We start from the raw sequence: 23,029 nt of genomic DNA, 5'->3' as shown, positions 1-23,029 counted from the left end.
CCCCGCCTGCTCGTGGAAAACTGTATGAATATACAGTATAGTATCCGGCGAACTCGAGCGGCGCGGGCATGACCCGTGCGGCACGTGCGCCGCGCCTGCGGGCATCCGCCGCAGCGTTCCGGCACCGTGAATTCCGGCTAACTTACTCAGACGGGCAGGCAAATTGTCATCCAGCAATCTGATCCGCATTCGCGGAGCACGTCAGCACAACCTCAAGAACCTCGATCTCGACCTGCGCACGGGCGAAATGACGGTCGTTACCGGGCCGTCGGGCTCCGGCAAGTCGAGCCTCGTGTTCGACACGCTGTACGCGGAAGGCCAGCGGCGCTACGTCGAGACGTTCAGCGCGTATGCGCGGCAGTTCCTCGACCGGATGGACCGCCCGCAGGTCGAGCGCGTCGACGGCGTGCCGCCCGCGATCGCGATCGACCAGACCAATCCGGTCCGCAGTTCGCGCTCGACCGTCGGCACGATGACGGAGCTCAACGATCACCTGAAGCTGCTGTACGCGCGCGCGGCCGAGCTGTTCGACCGCCAGACCGCGCGGCAGGTGCGGCACGACACGCCCGAGACGATCTACGCGGAACTCGTCGAGCGCACGCGCGCCGACGATCCGCGCGTCGTCGTCACGTTCCCGGTCGAGCTGCCGGAAAGCGCGTCCGAGGACGAAGTCGCGCAGTGGCTGTCCGCGAGCGGCTACACGCGCGTGCAGGCGCAGCGCGAAGTCGCGTCGCCCACGGGCCCGCGCAAGCTGCTCGATGTGGTGGCCGACCGTTTCCGCGTGCAGCAGGCCGACAAGGTGCGCGTGGTCGAGGCGATCGAGGCGTCGCTGAAGCGCGGCGGCGGCCGCGTGAACGTCTACGTGCTCGCGCCGGAAGCGGAGAACGCGCTTGCCGCGACCGTCGAGCCGCAGGTGTGGCGTTTCTCCACCGGGCTGCACGACCCCGACAGCGACCTGCGCTACGCGGAGCCGCAAGCGGCGCTGTTCTCGTTCAACTCGGCATACGGCGCATGCGAGACCTGCCGCGGCTTCGGCCGCGTGATCGGCGTCGATCTCGGCCTGGTGATTCCCGACGCGCGCAAGACGCTGCGCGGCGGCGCGATCAAGCCGATGCAGACGCCCGCATGGAAGGAGTGCCAGGACGACCTGATGCGCTACGCGGCGAAGGCGGACATCCGCCGCGATACGCCGTGGTCCGACCTGACCGACGCCGAGCGCGACTGGGTGATCAACGGCTCGCCGGACTGGAACGGCAAGTGGCAGAGCCAGTGGTACGGCGTGAAACGCTTCTTCGGCTATCTCGAATCGAAAGCGTACAAGATGCATATCCGCGTGCTGCTGTCGAAGTACCGCAGCTACACGCCGTGCGAGGTCTGCGGCGGCGCGCGCCTGAAGACCGAATCGCTGCAGTGGCGGCTCGGCTCGAAGGCGAACGCCGATACCGTGCTCGCGCCCGCGAATCGCTTCATGCCGCGCGGCGTCGACTGGACGCGCGCGCAGCTCGAGGGGCTGCCGGGCCTGACGGTGCACGACCTGATGCTGCTGCCGATCGAGCGCATTCGCCGTTTTTTCGACGAGATCACGCTGCCGAGCGCGCTGCTCGACGATGCCTTGAAGCTGCTGCTCGCCGAGGTGCGCACGCGCCTGAAATACCTGTGCGACGTGGGGCTCGGCTACCTGACGCTCGACCGGCAAAGCCGCACGCTGTCGGGCGGCGAGGTGCAGCGGATCAACCTGACCACGGCGCTCGGCACGTCGCTGACCAAAACGCTGTTCGTGCTCGACGAGCCGAGCATCGGCCTGCATCCGCGCGACCTCACGCGGATCGTCGAGGCGATGCAGCGGCTGCGCGACGCGGGCAATACGCTGGTGGTCGTCGAGCACGATCCGTCGGTGATGCTCGCGGCCGACCGGCTGATCGACATGGGTCCGGGCCCCGGCGAGCGCGGCGGCACGATCGTCTACGACGGCACGCCGGGCGACATCCGTTCCGCGCACACGCTGACGGGCGAGTATCTCGGCGGCCGCAAGCACGTCGCGCATGCGTCGAACTGGGCGCGCCGCCCGGTGGACGCGAACACGCCGCGCATCGTGCTCGAAGGCGCGACCGAGCACAACCTGCGCGACGTGACGGTCGAGATTCCGCTGCAGCGGCTCGTGTGCGTGACGGGCGTGTCGGGTTCCGGCAAGTCGACGCTGCTGCAGGACGTGCTCTATCCGGCGATGGCGCGCCACCACGGCAAGGCGACCGAGTCGCCGGGCGCGTTCCGCAATCTCACGGGTGCCGACCAGGTCGGCGACGTCGTGTTCGTCGATCAATCGCCGATCGGCAAGACCACGCGTTCGAACCCGGCCAGCTACGTCGGCGCGTTCGACGAGATCCGCAAGCTGTTCGCGAAGGCGCCGCTCGCGCTGCAGCGCGGCTACGGCGCCGGCACGTTCAGCTTCAACTCGGGCGACGGCCGTTGCCCGACCTGCGGCGGCTCGGGCTTCGAGCACATCGAGATGCAGTTCCTGAGCGACGTCTATCTGCGCTGCCCGGATTGCGACGGCAGCCGCTACCGCGCCGAGATTCTCGAAGTGCGCATCGAGCGCGACGGCCGCGCGCTGAACATCGCCGACGTGCTCGACCTGACCGTCAGCGAAGCGGCGGCGTTCTTCGCGACCGATGCCGAGGTGCTGCGCGTGCTGCAGCCGATCGTCGACGTCGGCCTCGAATACGTGAAGCTCGGCCAGCCGGTGCCGACGCTGTCCGGCGGCGAAGCGCAGCGGCTGAAGCTGGCCGGCTTCCTCGCCGAATCGGCGGCCGCCGCGGGCGGGCGCCGGGTCGCGAGCGAGGAGGCGCGCATCGCGCGTGCGAAGCTGTTCATGTTCGACGAACCGACGACCGGGCTGCACTTCGACGACATCGCGAAGCTGATGCAGGCGTTCGGCAAGCTGCTCGCGGCCGGCCATTCGCTGATCGTGATCGAGCACAACCTCGACGTGATCCGCGCGGCCGACTGGCTGATCGATCTCGGCCCGGAGGGCGGCGACGGTGGCGGCCTCGTGCTGTGCGCGGGCACGCCCGCCGACGTGAAGGCATGCGCGCAATCGCATACCGGCGTCGCGCTGCTGCAGTACGACCGCGCGATGGACGGCGAAACCGCGCTCGCCGACGAAGGCGTGCCGCTGCAGGCCGTGCTGAACGCCGCCCGCGAGCGGCGCGCGATCGAGGGCGAGGACGTCGTGCGGATCGTCAATGCGCGCGAGCACAACCTGAAGGCGCTCGACGTCGACATCCCGCACGGCAAGTTCAACGTGATCACCGGCGTGTCGGGTTCCGGCAAGTCGACGCTCGCATTCGACATCCTGTTCCACGAAGGCCAGCGCCGCTACCTCGAATCGCTGAACGCGTATGCGCGCTCGATCGTGCAGCCGGCCGGGCGGCCGGAGGTCGATGCCGTGTACGGCATTCCGCCGACGGTGGCGATCGAGCAGCGGCTGTCGCGCGGCGGCCGCAAGAGCACGGTCGCGACCACGTCCGAAGTCTGGCACTTCCTGCGGCTGCTGTACGTGAAGCTCGGCCTGCAGCATTGCATCCACGACGGCACGCCCGTCACGTCGCAAACCGTCGAATCGATCGCCGCGCAGTTGCTGCGCGACCATCGCGGCGAGCACGTCGGGCTGCTCGCGCCGCTCGTCGTCAACCGCAAGGGCGTGTATACCGATCTCGCGAAGTGGGCGAAGGCGCGCGGCAGCACGCATCTGCGCGTGGACGGCGAGTTCGTGACGGTCGATCCGTGGCCGAAGCTCGACCGCTTCCGCGAGCACACGATCGAATTGCCGGTGGCCGACATCGTCGTGTCGCCGGACAACGAGGCCGAGTTGCGGCGCGTGCTCGACGAGACGCTCGAGCTCGGCAAGGGCGTGATGCACCTGCTCGCGCCGCTCGACGGGCTGCACCACGCGATGCAGAACGACCGCTCGACCGCGCGCGTCGGCGAAATCAAGGTGCTGTCGGTCAAGCGCGCGTGCCCGGTGTGCGGCACGAGCTATCCGGAACTCGATCCGCGGATGTTCTCGTACAACAGCAAGCACGGCTGGTGCACGACCTGCGTCGGCACGGGCGTCACGCTCACGCGCGAACAGCGCGCCGCGTACGACGACACGGTGCTCGCCGGGGACGATCGCGGCCGCGAGCAGACTCTGCCGTCGGACGAGCAGGAACCGGAAGGCGTCGGCAACGAGCCGTGCCCGGATTGCAGCGGCACGCGCCTGAACCCGTCCGCGCGCGCTGTCACGTTCGATGCGCATCCGATCGTCGAGGTCGCGCAGTGGACGGTGTCCGATACACGCCGCTGGATCGACGCGCTGGAGCTGACGGGGCGCGACGCGCAGATCGCGCGCGACATCGTCAGCGAGATCGGCAGCCGCCTCGCGTTTCTCGAGGAAGTCGGGCTCGGCTACCTGAGCCTCGATCGCGCGGCGCCGAGCCTGTCGGGCGGCGAAGCGCAGCGCATCCGGCTTGCGGCGCAGCTCGGCAGCAACCTGCAAGGCGTGTGCTACGTGCTCGACGAGCCGACAATCGGCCTGCATCCGCGCGACAACCAGATCCTGCTGGATGCACTGCGCAAGCTCGGCGACAAGGGCAACACGCTCGTCGTCGTCGAGCATGACGAGGACACGATTCGCCGCGCCGATCACATCATCGACGTGGGCCCGGGCGCCGGCAAGCGCGGCGGCACGCTGGTCGCCGAGGGCGCGGTCGCCGATCTGGCCGCGCGGCCCGACTCGGTGACGGGGCGCCTGCTCGCGCATCCGATGACGCACCCGCTGCAACCGCGCCGTGCGGTGAGCCTGCCGGGCAAGCAGGGCGCGCCGGCAGTGCCGGAGGGCTGGCTGACCGTGCACGGCGCGACGCTGCACAACCTGCGCGACGTCACCGTCGGCATCCCGCTCGCGCGGCTTGTCGCGGTGACGGGCGTCAGCGGTTCGGGCAAGTCGACGCTCGCGCGCGACGTGCTGATGACGAACCTGCTCGATGCGGTGGGCCGCTCGGTGCTGTCGTCGCCGGCCACGCGGCGCGCGCGCAAGGCCGCGCAACAGGATGCGCCGGCCGCGAACCGCCGCTCGAGCGTGCTCGCGCGCAGCGCGCCGCGGCCGTCGCTGAACGTCACGCATGCGTGGCAGGGCTGCGAGTCGCTGAGCGGCTGGGAACGGATCGACCGCGTGCTCGAAGTCGACCAGACGCCGATCGGCAAGACGCCGCGCTCGTGCCCGGCCACCTACATCGGCGTGTGGGACACGATCCGCAAGCTGTTCGCTGATACGCTCGAAGCGCGTGCGCGCGGCTACACGGCGTCGCGTTTCTCGTTCAACACCGGCGACGGGCGGTGCCCGGCCTGCGAAGGGCAAGGCGTGCGCACGATCGGAATGAGCTTCCTGCCCGACGTGAAGGTGCCGTGCGACGTGTGCCACGGGCAGCGCTTCAATCCGGAGACGCTCGCGGTCACGTGGCGCGGCCGGAACATCGGCGACGTGCTGACGATGGAAATCGACGAAGCCGTGGAGTTCTTCGCGCCGATTTCCAACATCGCGCATCCGCTGCAGCTGATGAAGGACGTCGGCCTCGGCTACCTGACGCTCGGCCAGCCGTCGCCGACGCTGTCCGGCGGCGAGGCGCAGCGCATCAAGCTCGTCACCGAGCTCACGAAGGTGCGCGACGACATCACGCGGCGCGGCCAGAAGGCGCCGCATACGCTCTACGTGCTCGACGAGCCGACGGTCGGTCTGCATATGGCCGACGTCGCGAAGCTGATCCGCGTGCTGCACCGGCTGGTCGACGGCGGGCACAGCGTGGTCGTGATCGAGCACGACCTCGACGTGATCGCGGAAGCCGACTGGATCATCGATCTCGGCCCGGAAGGCGGCGTGGGCGGCGGCACGATCGTCGCGGCGGCGCCGCCCGAAGGGCTCGCGCAGGTGAGGGCGAGCCATACCGGGCACGCTCTGAAGCCCGTGCTGGCGCGAACGGCGACGGAAGACGGCAACGCGGCGCGGCAGGGAGAAGCGCGGGTCGGTTGAACGCGGTGCTTCATGTGAACGGCCCCGGTGTCAGGTCAGACACCGGGGCCGCTTTTACATGCGTCCGTGCGGTCAGCCGCGCAATCTCATTCGCCCTTGACGCCGATCGTCTCGATGATGGTCTCCAGTTGCGGGCTCATCGGCAGGTTGAGACTCATGCCCGACGGAAGCGGGCGCAGGAACCAGCGCTTGTACTGTCGCGTGATCTCGCCGTCGACGGCCAGCTCCTCGAACGTGCTTTTCACGACCTGCGCGAGCTGCGGATCGTCCTTGCGGAACATGATTCCGTACGGGTCGTATGACAGGAAATCGCCAACCACGTCGTACTTGCCGCCCTTGCCCGCATTCTCGGCAATCAGGCCGTACAGCAGCACGTCGTCCGTCGCGAACGCGTCGGCTTGACCGTTCGCGACGAGCGCGAAGCCCTGCGCATGGTCCGGCACCACCTGCAGCTGGATCCCGAGCCTGAACCGCGCGTCCAGATCGCGCAGCGCCTTCTCGTTGGTCGTGCCGGCCGTCACTGCGACCTTCTTGCCCGCGAGATCGCGGAACGAGCGGATCGGCGAGCCTCGCTTCACCATCACCTTCGTGCCGGCCACGAAGATGATCGGCGAGAACGCCACGCGCTTCTGGCGCTCCAGGTTGCTCGTCGTGGAGCCGCATTCCAGATCGACCGTGCCGTTGACCACCGCGTCGATGCGGTTGTCGGACGTGACCGGCACCCAGCGGATCGTCAGGCTCTTGTTGACCGCATCCTCGATCGACGACACGAGCGCCTTGCAGAGCTCGATCGAATAACCGATCGGCTGGTTGCGCGCATTCAGGTACGAGAACGGGATCGACGCGTCGCGATAGCCGATCGCGATCGTGCCGCTGCTGCGTACCTTCGCGAGCGTGCCGGTCAGTTGGGCCGGCGCGAACGGCTCGACGCGCGGCGCCGTGGACGGGGCATCTTCCGCGCGCGCGGTGGCGCCCGCGGCAAGCAGGCCTGCGAGCGCGAGCGCACGCCAGAATCGCTGCATCTTCATCGCCGGGCCTCCGTCAGACATCCGCCGGATGCGCGATCGTCCCTTCCTGCTCCGCGTCGATGCGCGCCAGGTTGGCCTCGGCTTCCGCCTCCGACATGAGCTGGCCTTCCCACTTCGCGACCACGGCGCTGGCGATCGAATTGCCGACCGCGTTGGTGGCCGAGCGGCCCATGTCGAGGAACGTGTCGACACCGAGGATCAGCAGCAGCCCGGCTTCCGGAAGACCGAACTGGTGCAGCGTGGCGGCGATCACGACGAGCGACGCGCGCGGCACGCCGGCCATCCCCTTCGAGGTCAGCATCAGGACCAGCAGCATCGTGATCTGCGTGCCGAGCGACAGGTGGATGTTGTACGCCTGCGCGATGAACAGCGCCGCGAAGGTGCAGTACATCATCGAGCCGTCGAGATTGAACGAATAGCCCATCGGCATCACGAAGCTCGAAATTCTGCGCCGGACGCCGAACCGGTCGAGTGCATCGAGGATCTTCGGATACGCGGCTTCCGAGCTGGCCGTCGCGAACGACAGCATGAACGCTTCCCGGATCAGCACCAGCAGCTTGAATACGCGGCGGCCGAGGAACAGCAGACCCGCGCAGACGAGCAAGGTCCAGAGCAGGAACAGGCTCACGTAGAAATCGCCCATGAACACCGCGAACTTCAGCAACACCGACAGCCCGTTGACCGCGACGGTCGCGGCCATCGCCGCCAGCACCGCGAGCGGCGCGAGCTTCATCACGTAGCCGGTGATCTTGAGCATCACGTGCGACAGTTGGTCGATTGCGGCCACGAGGATCTTGCCGCGCTCGCCGAGCGCGGCGAGTGCCACGCCGAAGAACATCGAGAACACGACGATCTGCAGGATCTCGTTGTTGCTCATCGCCTCGGCGAACGACCTCGGCACCATGTGGCCGACGAAATCCTTGAGCGTGAACTTGGACGTCGCGAGATTCGCCGATGCGCCGATGTCCGGCAGCGGCAGGCCGAGGTTGTCGCCGGGCCGCAGCAGGTTCGCCATGAACAGCCCGAGCAGCAGCGAGATCAGCGACGCGGTGACGAACCAGCCGATGGATTTCGCGAACACGCGCCCGACCGATGCCGCGTCGCCCATGTGCGCGATGCCGACGACCAGCGTGGAGAAGACGAGCGGCCCGATCACCATCTTGATCAGGCGCAGGAACACGTCGGAGATCAGCGAGATGTATCCGGCGATCTCGGTGGTGGCCTTTTTGTCAGGAAAGCTCGTGAAGATCATGTAGCCGATCAGGATGCCTGCCACCATCGCGATCAGGATCCAGATGGCTGCAGCGTTCTTTTTCTGCATCGTGAGCCTCCCATGCACCGGTTCCGCAACCGGGGATGGAAGGACAATACAGGACGCGAACGGCGATGAACAGTGCAACCGGGGGCGGGTTTGCGCTAGCACGGTGTCGCGACCGATTGCCCGGCGACGATTGCACCGGTGGCGCCGCGGTGCACGGGGCCGGCGCAACCCTGCATCCGATTTGTGCGGAGCAGCACACGGCTTGTCCGATGGCCTGTGAATCCCGACGGCGGTTTCGCGGTGGGCGACGCGCTTCGCGCCGGCTTCCGGCTTCGGAAAAGGGCCGCGCGTCCCTCGAATCGCTGCGTGGGTGAATGCTGTCACTCATGCAGCGCACAACATTCGGAAGCCGGCAGGCGCAATGAAGAGGAGTGGCCGTGGGGGGACTTCTTCCCGGCGCTCAAAAGTGCGCGGCGCAATAGGTTCGGGCTATGACCGGCAGAGTTGATCGATAGTTGTCGCGTGACGGGTTTCCGCGTGTAATGGCCTCCGAAACCGGATGATGCCAACGACTCGACGGAGGAGCCGCCCGTGAAGATCGCAGCAGCAGTGAAACGAGCGGTCGATGACGACGTGAAGGTCCGCGTAAGGTCGGACAACACGGGCGTCGACATCGCGGCGAGAGAAGCGGTGCGCGTGAATGCCCGGTCATACCTGTTCGTGCCGGGAAACAAGCCCGAATGGTTCGACAAGGCGCTCGCGAGCGGCGCCGATGCGGTCATCATCGATCTCGAGGATGCGGTCGAGCCGAAAGCCAAAGAGGCCGCGCGCGAGGCGATAGCACAGTGGGTTTCGCCCGGGCATCCGGTGCTCGTTCGAATCAACGCACGAAACACGCCGTGGTTCGAGACGGATGCCGCGCTCGGCGCGTTGAACGGGGTGGCCGGAATCGTGCTGCCGAAGGCCCAGCGTGCGGACGACGTGTGCGCTGCCGTTGCGCTTGCGCGCCGGCGTGTGCCGGTCTATCCGCTGATCGAAAGCGCGCGTGGCATGTGGAATGCGCTTGAGGTCGCCAAGGCTCCGCATGTAGAACGATTGTTGTTCGGCACGCTCGATTTCATCGTGGACATGGGGATGTCGGATGATGGCGTTTCGCTCAATCACTTTCGCTCGCAGCTGACGTTGATTTCGCGCGTCGCCGGGATCGAATCGCCGGTTGACGGCGTGACGCCGGATATTCACGACGGGGAACGGATCGAGCGCGACGCGTTAAACGGAAAGCAACTGGGATTCGGCGGAAAGCTATGCATTCATCCGAGGCAGATCGGGTTCGTGCACACGTGCTTTCGACCGAGTGCGGATGAGGTGCGCTGGGCGCGCCGCGTGCTCGACGCGATGTGCGATGCGAACGGCGGCGTGGTGACGGTCGACGGGAAGATGGTCGATCGGCCCGTGTTGTTGCGAGCGACACGCATTGCGGAGCAGGCCGCGTCCGTCAGCTCGGCAGCGGAGGGGGCGGGCCGTGCATGACAAAGCGCGATCTTGCCGGCATCGGGACGAGATGCGAGTCGTTCCCGGTGACATCGCACACGTTCATCGCCTGTCCACCGAAGCAGGTTCGTTCATCAGCTCGACAACCCGGTCGATGAACGATCCTGTTGTGAAAATTCGGAGACGTTGCTCATGAGCGACGTCGGCCTTCGCATGTGCGAGCACGGCGTTTCCAAACCACGCGGCAATCGCGCTCACCTGCTTGATTCGATTCGGTGACCGCTCGCCTGCAGAAATGGAAAGCCTGCAAAGCAAAGTTGGCTCGCGAGGCCGATCGCGCCGGGCACAGACCAAAAGCCGGCAAAGTACTCGAGCACGGTCCTTTTGAACAGCAGCCAGCCAGTGCACACCTCCGCAAACGTCAATATGGCCAGCGCGATCGCGCCCATCAGCAACGCCTCGTTGGTATCTGTCAGCATGTCGTATTTTTTCGCACTCCAGCGCGACAGGTACCAACTCGCGGCAAGCATGAATGGCGCTTCGAGCGATACCGCTGCCGTCTCTCCCAGGAGCCGCACCAGCAGCAGGACACGAATCGTTCCGAAGGCGAAGCCGATCACAAAAACGGTCAATGCATAAGCGCAGCCCGCTTTGGCGCAGGTTGCCCATCTGGGGCTACGATGCAAGCGCCGCGTCACGGAGTTTCACGTGTTGGATAGGGAGGGGCACTAGCACGTGAAAAGATCGGTGTGCCCGAAGCCCTGCGAGTAATCGAGCACCGAAATGACTGTCGGAATCACGCGAAATATCCGGACTTCGTCAGGAGACGGCATCGGCATCGGCGGCGTCTGCATCTCCGGATACTTCAGCGGAAGCATGCGCAAGACCTTCTCTGCTTCGGCACGATCGGTCACGGGTTGTGCGTGCGCCGCCATCGACAAGCCGGTAATCGCCATCAGATCTGACGTGTCGTGATCGATCGTGAGCGATACGCGGTCGTCGCGGGCCAGATTGGCCGCCTTCTGGCTTTCCAGGCCGCAAAGAAAGTAAAGCGTCAGTCCCTGGCTCACGTAGCCGACGGTGGTCGCCTGTGGCCAGCCGTCCGGCCGCAGCGTGGCGATCGTCATGATCCGATGCTGGTCCAGCAATGACAGGATCTTTTGCTTGATCTGCTCGTCCATGGATCACCTTCCCGTTCGTGAAATCCTATCCTGTACCACCGTGTCATCCGGCGCTTGATGCAAATCAAATGCCGAAGATGACGACTTCGAGACGCACGGTGCGCAAAAGCGAGCGGCCCGCCTACACGGCCCGCTTCGCGGGACTCGACTCAAGCCGACCGCAATTGACTGAAATCAACAGCGCCGGCATTTGCCTGACATAGGTTGAGGCACGGGGGATTGGGACTCGCGCTCCAAAGGGGGCATTGCGAATTTTCCGTTGCCCGCTGCAACGTACGGGAATCTGGCATGAACAGGCGAACTTTTTTCGTCGGCGCCGGCGGCGCCTTGTTGCTGGCCGGCGGCACGACAGCGTGGATGTCGTCCGTGGGATCGATGGCCGACTACCACGCCTATGCAAAGCGCCTGCGTGCCGATCTGACAATGCCGCCGAACCTTGGCGGGCTCATCCGCCATGCGACTCTTGCCGCCAACAGCCACAATACGCAGCCCTGGTGGTTTCATGTCGGCGACGGGTTCATCGACATTCTGCCGGATATTTCCCGCCGCACACCCGCTGTCGATCCGGACGATCATCATCTGTTCGTGAGCCTTGGATGCGCGGCGGAAAACCTCGCCATCTCGGCGGCGGCAACCGGCTGGCCGGGCGAGGTGCAGATGGCGCCCGGCGGAGACGGCGCGCGTTATGCATTCATACACGGATCGACGAGGGCGAGTTCGCTCCATGCTGCAATTGCCAAACGACAGTCGACGCGCGCGGAATATGACAGCCATCCCGTTCCTGTCGCCGATCTCGCATTCCTCGAGCAGGCTGCCGCCACGCCCGGCGTTCACTTGACCCTCATCACTGACCGAATGAGGATCGACAAGGTCAGAGATCTGGTTGTCGCGGCCAACGACGTTCAAATGGCGGATTCGGCTTTCATGAGCGAACTGGAGCGATGGATCCGATTCAACCCACGCAGCGCCATGTCGTCGGGCGACGGCCTGTTCTCCGCTGCGAGCGGGAATCCCGTGCTGCCGAGCGCACTCGGCCGCTTCGCGTTCGAACGGTTCTTCAACGCCCGAACCGAGCGCGACAAATATGCACGCCAAATCGATTCGTCAGCGGGCATCGCCGTGTTTGTCGGCGATCGGGAAGACAACGAGCATTGGATCAGGGTCGGTCGGGCCTGTCAGCGCTTCGCGCTGACGGCGACAAATCTTGGAATCAAGGTCGCCTTCGTCAATCAGCCCGTCGAGGTCGCGCGCTTTCGTCCGCTTCTGGCAGGCGTCGTCGGCGATACTGGCCGGCGCCGGCCGGATATCGTCATGCGCTTCGGCTATGGACCGACCTTGCCGTTCTCGCCCCGCCGTCGCGTGGAGGCGGTGCTGGTTTGATGCCGCGGTATTGCCGCGCTGTTGGCGTCGTGGAGCACGATGTGAGGAAGTGACTGTTTGACCTGGACAGTTGCCGTTAGCGTGGAACGCCGATCGCGATCGGGCATCGCCCGACGTTCGACAATGTTCATGAAATCTTTCGCTCGGTATCAGAATTAGTAATCGTAGTGTCCGACAAATTTGGCGCGCTCCACTGCTCACTAAACTGCCCCTCATCGGACGCCAGACACCCCAACGTCGTCGTTGTTCCGCATCCCGTCGGGACGGCCATCGAATAGTCCGATCAGAGCAACCGCGTCATCGCCCGATGCGGCCCCAGCTTTTACACTTTTCATTCGGAGTCCGTTGTGAGAGACGCGTGTGAGCAAATGAGCAAGTACAGAAAGGTGGTTCGCCGACTTTTTGCAATCGGTTGGATCGTTAGCGGGTCAGCGATGGCCCAGACCCCGCTGCAACCCCCAACGCAAATATCGCTTCCGCATGTCGCGGTGCTTGCGACAGGCGGCACCATCGCTGGAACCGCCGCCAGCGAAACGCAAAGCACGGGTTACAAGTCCGGCGTGCTCACGGCCGATGCACTGCTGAGGTCGGTTCCGTCGCTCGGGAAGGTGGCGCAGGTATCGGGAGAACAGATATCGAACGTTGGAAGCGAAAACATCACCAATGAAATTCTTCTCAAACTTGCCAAGCGTGTGAACCAACTCCTGGCTCAGCCCGACATTGCGGGTGTCGTCATCACGCACGGAACGGATACGCTCGAGGAAACCGCCTATTTTCTCAACCTCGTGGTGAAAAGCGAGAAGCCCGTGGTGCTGACGGGCTCCATGCGCCCGTCGACCGCAATCAGCGCGGACGGCCCGAGCAACATCCTCCAGGCAGTCACGATTGCGGCATCCCCAGCGGCACGCGGACGAGGCGTAATGGTTGTCCTCAACGACCGCATTGGCTCGGCCCGGTATATCACCAAAACCAACGCCAACACTCTCGATACGTTCAAGAGCCCAGACGACGGCTATCTCGGTACCTTGATCGACAATGTGCCGCACTTCGAAACCACCGTGGCCAAGCTGCAGACCACCCGGACGCCGTTTGACGTGTCGAAACTGGACTCGCTTCCCGAAGTCGACATCGTTTACGGTTACCAGAATGACGGTGGGTATATGTATGACGCTGCAGTGGCGCACGGCGCGCGCGGTATTGTGGTCGCCGGCGTCGGTGCCGGCAGTGAATCCCTGCTCACACTTCCGTCGATCAGGAAGGCCGTTGACAAGGGCGTTATCGTTGTCCGTTCATCGAGAACCGGAAGTGGCTATATCCCCGAAGACCCTGCGTATATTGGTCTGCTCGGCGATAACCTGAACCCACAAAAAGCCCGAATCCTCTTGATGCTCGCGCTCACGGTGACGAACAAGCCGGAGCGTGTACAGGAGATGCTTCACCAGTTTTGAGCGTTCGAGGGCGCGGCGAGGCCGTCGCATCGCCGCGCCCGTTTTCACCCCTGCTGACAGAGAGTATTAGTATTACTGATACTGTGCAGACACATGCTGTTTTCTTGAAATCGCCGCTCTACACTGGTCTCCAAGGTGCATCGATATGGACACCACATTAGACAGGAGACGATTGTGAGCAAACAGGTACTACTCGAAGACTTGCCTCTGCGCCCATTTCACGTCGGGGTTGCATTCAGTGGAACGGGTGGCCAATTCAGCGACGGCTTCGTGCTCGGCATTGTCGGCATCGCGGTCAGCATGGCAGTCGTGCCGCTGCATCTCGATGCGCTATGGATGGGGCTGCTCGGCGCGGCATCGCTTGCAGGCCTGTTTTTCGGCAGCATGCTGGCTGGCCCCATCGCGGACAAGTATGGCCGTCGGACGATTTTCGCGTATGACATGCTGCTCTTCGCAGTCGTCTCGGCGGCGCAGTATTTCGTGACGTCGCCCTCGCAGTTGCTCGTTTTGCGCCTGTTGCTCGGCCTCATCCTCGGCGCCGACTACGTGGTCAGCAAGTCCCTGGTGACCGAATACTCTCCACGCCGCTATCGTGGCCGTCTGCTCAGCGTGCTTGCGGCAGCGTGGGCGGCGGGCTATGTCGGTGCATATCTGGCTGGCTTCGCCATGCGCGATATCGGGCCCGATGCCTGGCGGTTCATGCTCGCTGCCAGCGGCATTCCGGCGCTGCTGATTCTTCCGTTCCGCCTGATCGTTCCCGAATCACCGATGTGGCTGATGAAGCGCGGCCGCGGTGACGAAGCGCTGGCCATCGTTCATCGCAGATTCGGTCCTGAAGTCGCGCTTGCGACGACGTCGGCCGGACCGCAGCGACAAATGGGGGCGTGGTCGCAGTTGTACTCGCCCCGCTGGCGCAAGAACACGTTGGTTGGCTGCGTCTTCTACACCTGCCAGGTCATTCCGTACTTTGCGTTGGGCACCTTCGCCCCCAAAGTCCTTGAAGCGCTGCATGTCAAAGACAAGTTCGTGGGCGGCCTCGTCTACAACGTCCTGCTCTTCGCCGGTGCCGTGATCGGCCTGCTGTTGATCGATCGCATATCCCGTCGCACGTTCCTCATCGGAACCTTTTACCTGGCCGCGCTCGCCCTGGCCGTGCTGACATACGGCAGTTTCGGGCCCATCGGCACGATGCTCGTCTTCGGTCTCTTCGCGTGCGTTCTCTCGGCAGCAGCGAACCTTGAATTCGTCTATCCGCCCGAACTCTTCCCGACGCACCTGCGCGCGTCGGGCGTTGGCCTTGCGGTCGCTTCGAGCCGCTTTGGTTCGGCCGTCAGTACGTTCCTGTTGCCAATCGCCGTTCAGCAGGTCGGCATTCGCACAGCGCTAGGCGTTTGTGTCGCGGTACTGCTCTTCGGCGGTGTGTTCTGCCACTTCATGGCACCCGAAACTGGCACGGAGAACCTCTCCGACGTGAAGTCCGACAGTGTCGCCGAGGACCAGGTAAACGCTGCCGGGCACCATGATGCATCGTTCGTCACATCGGCGTCGGGCGGCAGGGAGACGCGCCTTTGATGACTTCGGAAGGCGATGGCGACGAGATGCGAGAACATATGCCGAGACGCCCACATTAGGACACGCCATGCCGTCGAACAAACCCATTGACATGCATGCTGTACAAGTCTTCGTCGCTGTCGCGGAAGAGGGCAGCATGTCCGCCGCCGCAACCAGGATGGGCATATCCCAGTCGGGCGTGTCGCAAATCATCCGACAGCTCGAAGACGAACTGGGCGTCGTGCTGGTCAACCGGACGACGCGACCGATGGCGCTGACGCCCTTTGGCATTGCACTCAGAAATCGGGGAGCCGTGCTGAGCGAAGAGATCGCCAATCTCAAGGCGCAAGTGGTCGAAGCAGGTAGCGGCATCAAACCTGATTTGCGCATCGGACTGGTCGATTCGTTTGCGTCCACGTGCGGCTCGGTTTTCACGAAAAAGCTGCTGGGAAAGGTGTCGCAGTTGTCGATTCGTACGGGCCTGAGTCCTCAGCAGGGAGAAGCCCTCCTGCGCAGGGATCTCGACCTGATCGTCACGAGCGACCCGCTGATGGATGCCAATGACGTCGTCCGATATCGACTGTTCTCGGAGCGGTACCTCGTGATAACGCCGAAAAATATCAGCATGCCCGTGAAGACCATCGACGACTTGCGCACGCTGGTTAACAGCTTGCCCATCGTCAGGTTCAACCGAACGTCTCAGGTGGGCATGCAGATCGAACGGTACCTCCGTCGCATCGAAATACGCGTGCCGAACAGGCTCGAACTGGACAACGCCGACGCCTTGACATCGATGGTGGCGGAAGGAATCGGCTGGGCCATTACGTCGCCGATGTGTCTGCTTCAGGGCGTGACGCACGCCGGCAATGTGGCCACGCACGTCGTGGACAACCTGGGTCTTGAGCGCTCGCTGTACCTCGTCGCGCGCCGGGGCGAATACAACGCTTTCTTCGACGACGCTTGCGATACGGCGCGCGAAGTGATCGAAACATCGTTCTTGCCGAGGCTGGCAGCGCTCGGCCGGGGCATTGAAAAACTCATCACTGTTGGTGGAAGGAAACCACATGAACAAGATTGCTCAGGGCGAACATCGAATTGAACGTGATTATGTCGGCGAGGTCTCCATTCCAGGAGACAAACTGTACGGCGTGAATACGGTTCGCGGGGTCGACAACCTCACCGTTTCGCCCTTGACCATCGCCCACTATCCTGCGTTTCGGGATGCTTTTGCGCAGGTCAAGTGGGCCGCGGCATTGGCCAATCGCGACAACGAGGTCATAACCAACGCTCAGTGCGATGCCATCGTTGCGGCGTGCAAGGAAATCATCGAGGGGAAATTCGACTCCTCATTCGTGGTCGATCTGATGGAAGGATCGGGCGGCACATCGACCAACATGAACTTCAACGAGGTCATCGCAAATCGCGCCCAGCAAATCCTGGGGCACGCTGCAGGGTCTTACGAAGTCACTCATCCGAATGACCATGTCAATCGCTCCCAATCGACGAACGATGCGTATCCTGCTTCCTTGAAGATCGCCACGTTCGCGATGCTCGGGCCACTCATCAACGAAGTCACGCAACTTGCGGCTCTTTTCAACGGAAAGGCCTCGGAGTTCGCCGACATTCTGCACCTCGGCCGGACATGCCTGCAGGATGCCCAGCCGATGCGTCTTGGTCAGCTTTTTGGCGGCTACGCGTCTCTCACTGAGCGTCTGGCGGGAGAACTTGTCGCGGTGCGCGACAAGCTTCGTACGCTTCCGCTCGGCGGCACGGCAATCGGGACGGGCTTCGGCGCTCCGGCGGGCTACCGCGCGGCCGTGTACTCGCATCTCCAGGCCGTCACCGGCGTCAATTATCAGGCGCCGGAAAATCCGTTCGACGCCATGCAGAACATGGACGTGTTCTCGCGCGTTTCTGCCGAACTTCGAACCTGCGCCGTGTCGCTTGCAAAGATCGCTTCCGATCTGACTGTCTTGTCGTCAGGTCCGGTCGGCGGGCTCGCGGAACTGATGTTGCCGGAGGCACAGGCGGGTTCTTCCATCATGCCGGGCAAGATCAATCCGGTCTTGCCGATGGCGATGGTCCAGCTGAGTTTTGCGGTCGTCGGAAACGACGTCGCCGTCGCTCAAGCGGTTCAGTACGGCGAACTGGAAATCAATCACTTCGAGCCTGTGGTTGCTTCGCGCGTGTTCGACAGTATCGCCCTGCTCACCAATGGTATTCGGCGTTTTGGCGAAAAGTGCGTGAAGGGCATCGCGGCAGACGTAGCGCGCAACGAGCAGCATCTGATGGAATCGATGGCGGTCGCAACAGCACTCGTTCCGAAGCTCGGCTATGCCCGTGTGAGCAAGCTCGCGCGCCAATCCGTAGCCGAAGGTCGCTCTTTGGTCGAAATTCTGGAGGAGTCCGGATTGCTGTCAGCGGAGGAAACGATCGCGGCGATTCGCAAGGCGTCGCACCCCGTGTTCGACGCGTGACATGTAATGGGTGAGAGGGCGGGCCCTGGAACGCGTCCGGGGCGGGTCGCCACCTTGAGATCGGGACGAACGACAGATGCTGGGAAAAGATGGAGTCTTGAAGCTCCTGGAAGAAACGGGGATTCCGTTCTCGTGCGAGGAGCACAGCTCGGTGTCCAACATGATGGAGTCCGGAATGTTGGCGCTTTCCGTAACGGGGGCTCGCTGCAAGAACCTGCTTCTGCAGGACAAGAAAGGCCGCTGCTTCCTCGTCGTCACGACTGCAACGAAGTCGCTCGATCTGGCTGGTGTCGCCGAAACCATCGGTAGCAAACGTCTTTCGTTCGCGTCTGGTGACAAGCTCTTCGAGTTGCTCGGGATACGTACGGGCTCCTTGAGCCCACTCGCGCTCGTCAATGACGAGGCCAAGCGCGTACGACTTGTCATCGACGCTGAACTGGACGGCGAAGACATCTTTCTGTTTCATCCACTCGAGAACAATGCGAGCGTATCGCTCTCCAGAAGCGCTTTGGATACCTTTCTTCGCAGCATCGAACGCTCGGCGGACTGGCTACCTCTCGCTGCCAGAAAATCAGATTGAGGGCAAAAAGGGATCGTAGTCCGCTGGCGTGAGTCCAGAGGCTCGCCGCCGCAAGCGGCCGCGGCAGCATCACTGGCCGGGTTTCGGCCGTTCTCTGACGCTGGGGCATGCAACGGTCGCGAGCTGCGGTTGTCCATGCACGGCCTTCCCATGAAGCGTAGCCTGACCGGCGAGCCTCTTTCCGTTTGGGCCGGTGGGTTCGGAAAGTCAGCGGATCCGCTATCCGAAAACCCGAGCCCATACCGCCCGAAGGCGTCGCGCGCGATCTTCGAGCAGATATGAGGCCGCGAGCGTCAAGAGACCTGAAATTGCACCCGTCAAGATGTGCTCGACAAAGGGGATGCGGTAGTGACTCGTGTGTGAGTAGGCATCGCCCAACGTTGTCAGGACACCAACGATCAGCGCATTGCCGTATCGATGTGTGTAGAGTTTCGATGCGGGCGTGAAAGTCAAAAGTACAGCCAGGAGTCCGGTGAACAAACCTGTATGAAATGCAATGGACCAGTGGGCAAGGCTCGTGATATTTCCCCAGCTTCCCGGCATACAGGTCATGCACGCACTGGTCGGCTGCCAGAAACGCTGGATAAACAGTCTGACGCGGTGCTTCCACTCGATTGACATGATGCATTCCCGTTGACGTCATCGTCACGGCCGACGCCACCACACGCATTGTTCAAGCGGTTTCCAAACCCTCCTACGAGCTTGCCGCCCTCGTCACCGATGGGTTGGCCGTGCGTCGCAGAGGCCGAGCAATAACTTGGACATTGGGGGAATACTACTCCACGATTAGACGGCCGCTGTCCCCGCCGAGACCGGAATTCAACTTTCGAGTCTATCGGTGCGGGCTCGTCCGTGATGCGCATCGAACGATGTGCTTCCTCGCGACGTCGACGTCCGGCATCGACCCGGAGCGCTCCTCCGAGGTTACTTTTTAGTAGCGTCGTTTGTGTCGTCGGATTCCGGAGATTTGAGAATCGGATTGATAACGCTCACTACCTCTGCGGTCCCAACTATTCGGCTACCCTCAGCGACTTTTACGCACCGTCCTGACCAGAATGTGGCGGGATACACCTCAGGTGTGAGGAGCCAAACCTCCGCTAGACCTGTCTCGCCGGTGTTAATGCCATCTTCGTCCAGGAACTCATGGCGCGCTGAAGACCAATAGTCAGGCATGACGTAGTACGCCGGGTGGTAGCCGGAACGAACGTTCTTCGATGTACCGTCATCTCTAAGTACGGCCAAGTGAAAGTTGACTACAAGATCGGGGGGACGGTGAGGTCGCGTCATCGCTCGATTCCTGCATTGAGAAGTTGCTTGTACAGAAAAGAATTGTATTGCTTGTTAGTTAGTTCGATCCGAATGACGGCGACTGGCCGAATCCGTAAGCTCGAAGTTGGTGGCCAGTCGCCCGCGCTGGCACTGGCGCCGAACTCCCACTGCAGACCCTCAAGAGACGTAGAACCCGGCGCTATCTGTGCGACGGTGTTGAGCGGTACAACGGTCATCCCTCTATCTGCAGCGGCCACCACATTCCTAGCCGGGTGAGTAACTGCCAGAGCGGCGCCATCCACGGGGGCACTCGCTTAGTCGCATGCGATCGTTCGGTAAATTCCAAAATGCCTGCGTGAGCGACTCGGAGCCAGCAGAGTCGCCCCATTCTTGCTTCAGTTGATGGCCGCCCGCCAAAGGCGCGCAAGCTCATGAGCGGGACTGCGGGCATGTCCGTTGCCGGCTCTAACTCGGGCTCATCATCGCTCGACGACGAGCCCAGGATTTCCGCGATGGCTACTTTCCGAGCAAACACGCATTCAATCGCTCGAGTATCGACCAGCAAGGAATCGGCATCTTGACGACCTGGGTTGCATCGCCGCCCCGTTTCACCCACGAACTGGTGACAACCCGCGACGCCTTGCGATCGATCCTGTAGTCGGCCGTGTAGATATCGCCCAGCATGGCCACAAGCAGCGTCCCGTCCGCACACGGGTATAAATTGGCGACCTCGGGGCGATTGAACTGCGTGTCGAAATCGTGATAGATCCACGACGGACGGGCGATTTTGCCTCTTCGGCATTTGAGCATCGAGGCATGCGTCGCGCACGCGATGCCTCCCTTTCCGAATAGCCACACATAGTGAGCATCGACCTCGATCGCGTTGTAGCTCTTCCAGCCTTCTGGACCTTCAACGGTGGACTCCTCACTCTCTTCCGTCACGTACAACTGATTTTTGTTTCGAATCCCGCCATATGTGAGCACCGAGTTCGGTTTGGGCTGGTTGTCGCCGGTCAAGGCATCGCCGTCCGGGTCATCCGATAAAGCACTCGCGGGAGCATACACGGAGCGAATTTCCGCCAGGTCGGCCAGACCATGCCACCCGGTCACGCGGGTGGCCTTCCCGTCTTTCCCGATCGTGTAGTAATTCACATAGCGCGCATCGTTCATCTCCCTGTTCTCGATCGCAAGCGAAACGAGCGTCTTGGGGCGCGTGCTGCCTTCAACACCGAATGTGCCATCGTTGAACGCAAGTCCGCTGACGTCGAGGTACGTCTCCGGGTTCCTCCTATCCCGGAGATCGTCGCCGATCACGGGGCCGGTGTCGGACAGGTTGCCACTAACAGAATCGAGAAGAAAGTGCGAAACACGGGACGGACCTTTTTCTGTCGCCAGAAGTTCATATTGGGGGGTGAACGAGTCAATCTGGGCCTTGGGAGTATGGATGGAGAGGCTACCAAGCCAACCGGTGTTACTCTTATAGTCCCACGCGAAGGGGCCGGCTTTGCCATTACCCCGGGCGACATACAGTCCAAGACCGGTCCCGCGACGTCCGACGCGCAGGTAGAGTCCACGCTCACGCGCAACAGGCCGTACGGCTGTCAGGATATTGAGCATTTCCTTTTTATCCCCTTCCCACGAAATGGGAAGTGCTTTCACGAGTGCCCCAAGATAAAGCACGGCTTTATGGCACCGACGCCGGACCCCCTTGGAAAGAGGGCTTGTCGTGTTCTCCTCTTGGGTAGCGGCCAACACCGCCTCCAGTTTTTCTCGACTGATTATGCAACTGAGCATCGTGTTTGCTGTCAGCAATTCGATATAAGTCTGGCACCATACGCCGAGGACTTCAGGCCATCCTTCCTTGCTCTGATTCGACGGCTTCAGGAGATATGCCGCCACTTTCCAGTTCAAGAAAACCGGGGAGTCGAGTTTCGCCTGATCCCTCCCAAGTCCCCAACCGAGCGCGATCAACTCCGTCATGAAAGCGTCCGCTTCGGTCTCGTTCGTGAGGGGCATGCCCAGAATTTCGTCGATGCTTCTTTTCACGATCTTCCGACGCCGGTACTGGCATGTGCCGGCTGACAGCGACTTTTCGTCATATTTCGTTGCCAGCGTCAAACTCGTATCGCTGTCGATCTTCTCGATCTGGTAGGGTTTTGTCGGCGCGTCGGTATCGAATGTGAGCCACTGACCGACCTCGGCAGTCGTGCTGAACTTCGTACCGGTTCCGACGACATTTGCTGAACCTTTTGTCAGGGAAACCGTACCGGGGAGCGCGACTGCCGCCATCCACGTCTTCTCACCCGAGCATTTCCAACGCAACGACGATGCGTAGCTGCTGATACTGTGGCCGAAACCCTTGATCGACTCGATCTCCTCGTCGGTCTTGAGTTGATCCAGCATCTTTTGGATCTTGCTTTCAAGCGAGGGCTGCTGCGGCGCGAAGAAACTGAGAATCTGCGCCACAACCGAGAACAGTGCGCCGATAAGTACACCGACAGGCCCGCTCATTGCCGTCGCTGCGGTCAAAATCGGGAGTACGCTCGCGCAGATGCTCATCATCGACGCGGAGGCCGAAATATAGTCGCCCTTCTTGAACGCCTTGTTGGCTGCGTAAATGCCATTCACGAGAGCTGGGAGGTTCTTTGCGATGGAGTCGCTGAGATCTTTGTGCTGAGCGGAGGTTTTTCCCTTTTCCACCGCCAACTCATATTGCTTTTGGATTCCATCTATACTGCTTTTCAAGTTCGACTCGTCGACAGGGTCCATGCCATCCAGTTTTAATTGCAAGAGCAAATCGATTTGCGCTTTAATTTGTTTCTCTGCAGGCGTAGGCATGATTGGGTCCCCCGGCTTGAATGTTGGATGCAACAGTGGTGTTTCTGCTCATGGATCTCGGTCAGGCAGCGGCATTATTCACCGCATATGCATGATAGCCCGGAATCTTTTCGGAAAATAGTGAGCAATCCTTGTAAGCGAGTCGCCGTTCTGCCGCGACTGGCAACGCTGGCTTCCGAGCCAGGCGTATCAGTCGCACGCTTGACGATGGAACACGGCCTGAACGCGAAATTGCTATTCAAATTCGGGTTCACCCGATGTTCTGAGCCATCGCAGCGCGTGCTCTGACGTGGACCGCAAAATGGCTGACGAGTGGCCGCTCCCAAATGACATCTTGCCTTTCGAATGGCTCACTACCCGCCACGGTCGATGTCCGGAAGTGGCCGAGGCTGTGTAAAAACAGCAGCGTCGGGCATAGAGCACCGGCGTCAGGGGATTCGCGCGGCGCCACTGTGCTC

Annotated in this window: 15 protein-coding genes; 8 read left to right on the top strand and 7 right to left on the bottom strand. The window is 62.5% G+C overall.

Annotated elements, in window-relative coordinates; genetic code table 11:
- Window positions 1-163 precede the first annotated feature (163 nt).
- Complete coding sequence (gene uvrA / locus WS49_RS13700) at window positions 164-6,067, top strand: excinuclease ABC subunit UvrA (protein WP_059529170.1); 5,904 nt, start codon at window positions 164-166, stop codon at window positions 6,065-6,067.
- An 86-nt stretch (window positions 6,068-6,153) separates the two neighbouring features.
- Here the strand turns inward: uvrA and WS49_RS13695 are convergent, their stop codons facing one another.
- Together WS49_RS13695 and WS49_RS13690 are read right to left on the bottom strand one after the other, a co-directional pair.
- Window positions 6,154-7,095 carry an amino acid ABC transporter substrate-binding protein gene (locus WS49_RS13695; RefSeq protein WP_059529167.1) on the bottom strand — a complete coding sequence of 314 codons (942 nt, stop codon included), beginning with the start codon at window positions 7,093-7,095 and terminating at the stop codon, window positions 6,154-6,156.
- Window positions 7,096-7,108: 13 nt separating this feature from the next.
- Window positions 7,109-8,416, bottom strand: a complete 1,308-nt coding sequence (locus WS49_RS13690) for a dicarboxylate/amino acid:cation symporter (protein WP_059529163.1) — start codon at window positions 8,414-8,416, stop codon at window positions 7,109-7,111.
- Between the two features lie 612 nt (window positions 8,417-9,028).
- Between WS49_RS13690 and WS49_RS13685 the strand changes: the two genes are divergently transcribed.
- Window positions 9,029-9,886 carry an HpcH/HpaI aldolase/citrate lyase family protein gene (locus WS49_RS13685; protein WP_059529227.1) on the top strand — a complete coding sequence of 286 codons (858 nt, stop codon included), beginning with the start codon at window positions 9,029-9,031 and terminating at the stop codon, window positions 9,884-9,886.
- A gap of 215 nt (window positions 9,887-10,101) precedes the next feature.
- Here the strand turns inward: WS49_RS13685 and WS49_RS13680 are convergent, their stop codons facing one another.
- Together WS49_RS13680 and WS49_RS13675 are read right to left on the bottom strand one after the other, a co-directional pair.
- Entirely contained in the window at window positions 10,102-10,545 is a 444-nt protein-coding gene (locus WS49_RS13680) for a hypothetical protein (protein WP_156441390.1), read from the bottom strand.
- A 30-nt stretch (window positions 10,546-10,575) separates the two neighbouring features.
- Complete coding sequence (locus WS49_RS13675; protein WP_059529155.1) at window positions 10,576-11,028, bottom strand: pyridoxamine 5'-phosphate oxidase family protein; 453 nt, start codon at window positions 11,026-11,028, stop codon at window positions 10,576-10,578.
- A gap of 288 nt (window positions 11,029-11,316) precedes the next feature.
- On the opposite strand from WS49_RS13675, the gene WS49_RS13670 reads away from it, so the two are divergent.
- From WS49_RS13670 to WS49_RS13645, 6 genes are all read left to right on the top strand, one after another.
- On the top strand, window positions 11,317-12,408 hold the full coding sequence (locus tag WS49_RS13670) for an Acg family FMN-binding oxidoreductase (RefSeq protein ID WP_059529152.1): 1,092 nt from the start codon (window positions 11,317-11,319) through the stop codon (window positions 12,406-12,408).
- 368 nt (window positions 12,409-12,776) lie between these two features.
- Complete coding sequence (locus WS49_RS13665) at window positions 12,777-13,856, top strand: type II asparaginase (protein ID WP_082725515.1); 1,080 nt, start codon at window positions 12,777-12,779, stop codon at window positions 13,854-13,856.
- A 174-nt stretch (window positions 13,857-14,030) separates the two neighbouring features.
- Window positions 14,031-15,428, top strand: coding sequence for an MFS transporter (locus tag WS49_RS13660; RefSeq protein WP_082725514.1), 1,398 nt, complete (start codon window positions 14,031-14,033; stop codon window positions 15,426-15,428).
- A 67-nt stretch (window positions 15,429-15,495) separates the two neighbouring features.
- The gene (locus WS49_RS13655) at window positions 15,496-16,506 is read left to right on the top strand and encodes a LysR family transcriptional regulator (protein ID WP_059529149.1); all 1,011 of its coding nucleotides are present in this window, start codon (window positions 15,496-15,498) and stop codon (window positions 16,504-16,506) included.
- Entirely contained in the window at window positions 16,472-17,884 is a 1,413-nt protein-coding gene (locus tag WS49_RS13650) for an aspartate ammonia-lyase (protein WP_059529145.1), read from the top strand. The genes WS49_RS13655 and WS49_RS13650 overlap by 35 nt, the downstream gene beginning before the upstream one ends.
- A 76-nt stretch (window positions 17,885-17,960) precedes the next feature.
- Window positions 17,961-18,464: a prolyl-tRNA synthetase associated domain-containing protein gene (locus WS49_RS13645; protein ID WP_059529142.1), complete on the top strand. Its 504-nt coding sequence runs from the start codon at window positions 17,961-17,963 to the stop codon at window positions 18,462-18,464.
- 219 nt (window positions 18,465-18,683) lie between these two features.
- Here the strand turns inward: WS49_RS13645 and WS49_RS33525 are convergent, their stop codons facing one another.
- The 3 genes from WS49_RS33525 to WS49_RS35840 form a co-directional block, all read right to left on the bottom strand.
- A complete protein-coding gene (locus WS49_RS33525) occupies window positions 18,684-19,085 on the bottom strand; it encodes a hypothetical protein (protein WP_082725513.1) in 402 nt (133 codons plus the stop codon).
- Between the two features lie 1,164 nt (window positions 19,086-20,249).
- Window positions 20,250-22,571, bottom strand: a complete 2,322-nt coding sequence (locus WS49_RS13640) for a hypothetical protein (protein ID WP_059529139.1) — start codon at window positions 22,569-22,571, stop codon at window positions 20,250-20,252.
- A gap of 250 nt (window positions 22,572-22,821) precedes the next feature.
- On the bottom strand, window positions 22,822-23,029 hold a 208-nt coding region (locus tag WS49_RS35840), incomplete at its 5' end, for a hypothetical protein (RefSeq protein ID WP_218921280.1).

The organism is Burkholderia sp. RF7-non_BP4 (assembly GCF_001521935.1).
Taxonomy (GTDB): Bacteria; Pseudomonadota; Gammaproteobacteria; order Burkholderiales; family Burkholderiaceae; genus Burkholderia; species Burkholderia diffusa.
The sequence above is the reverse complement of the archived record's forward strand: the minus strand, read 5'-3'. Positions and strand labels throughout refer to the sequence as shown.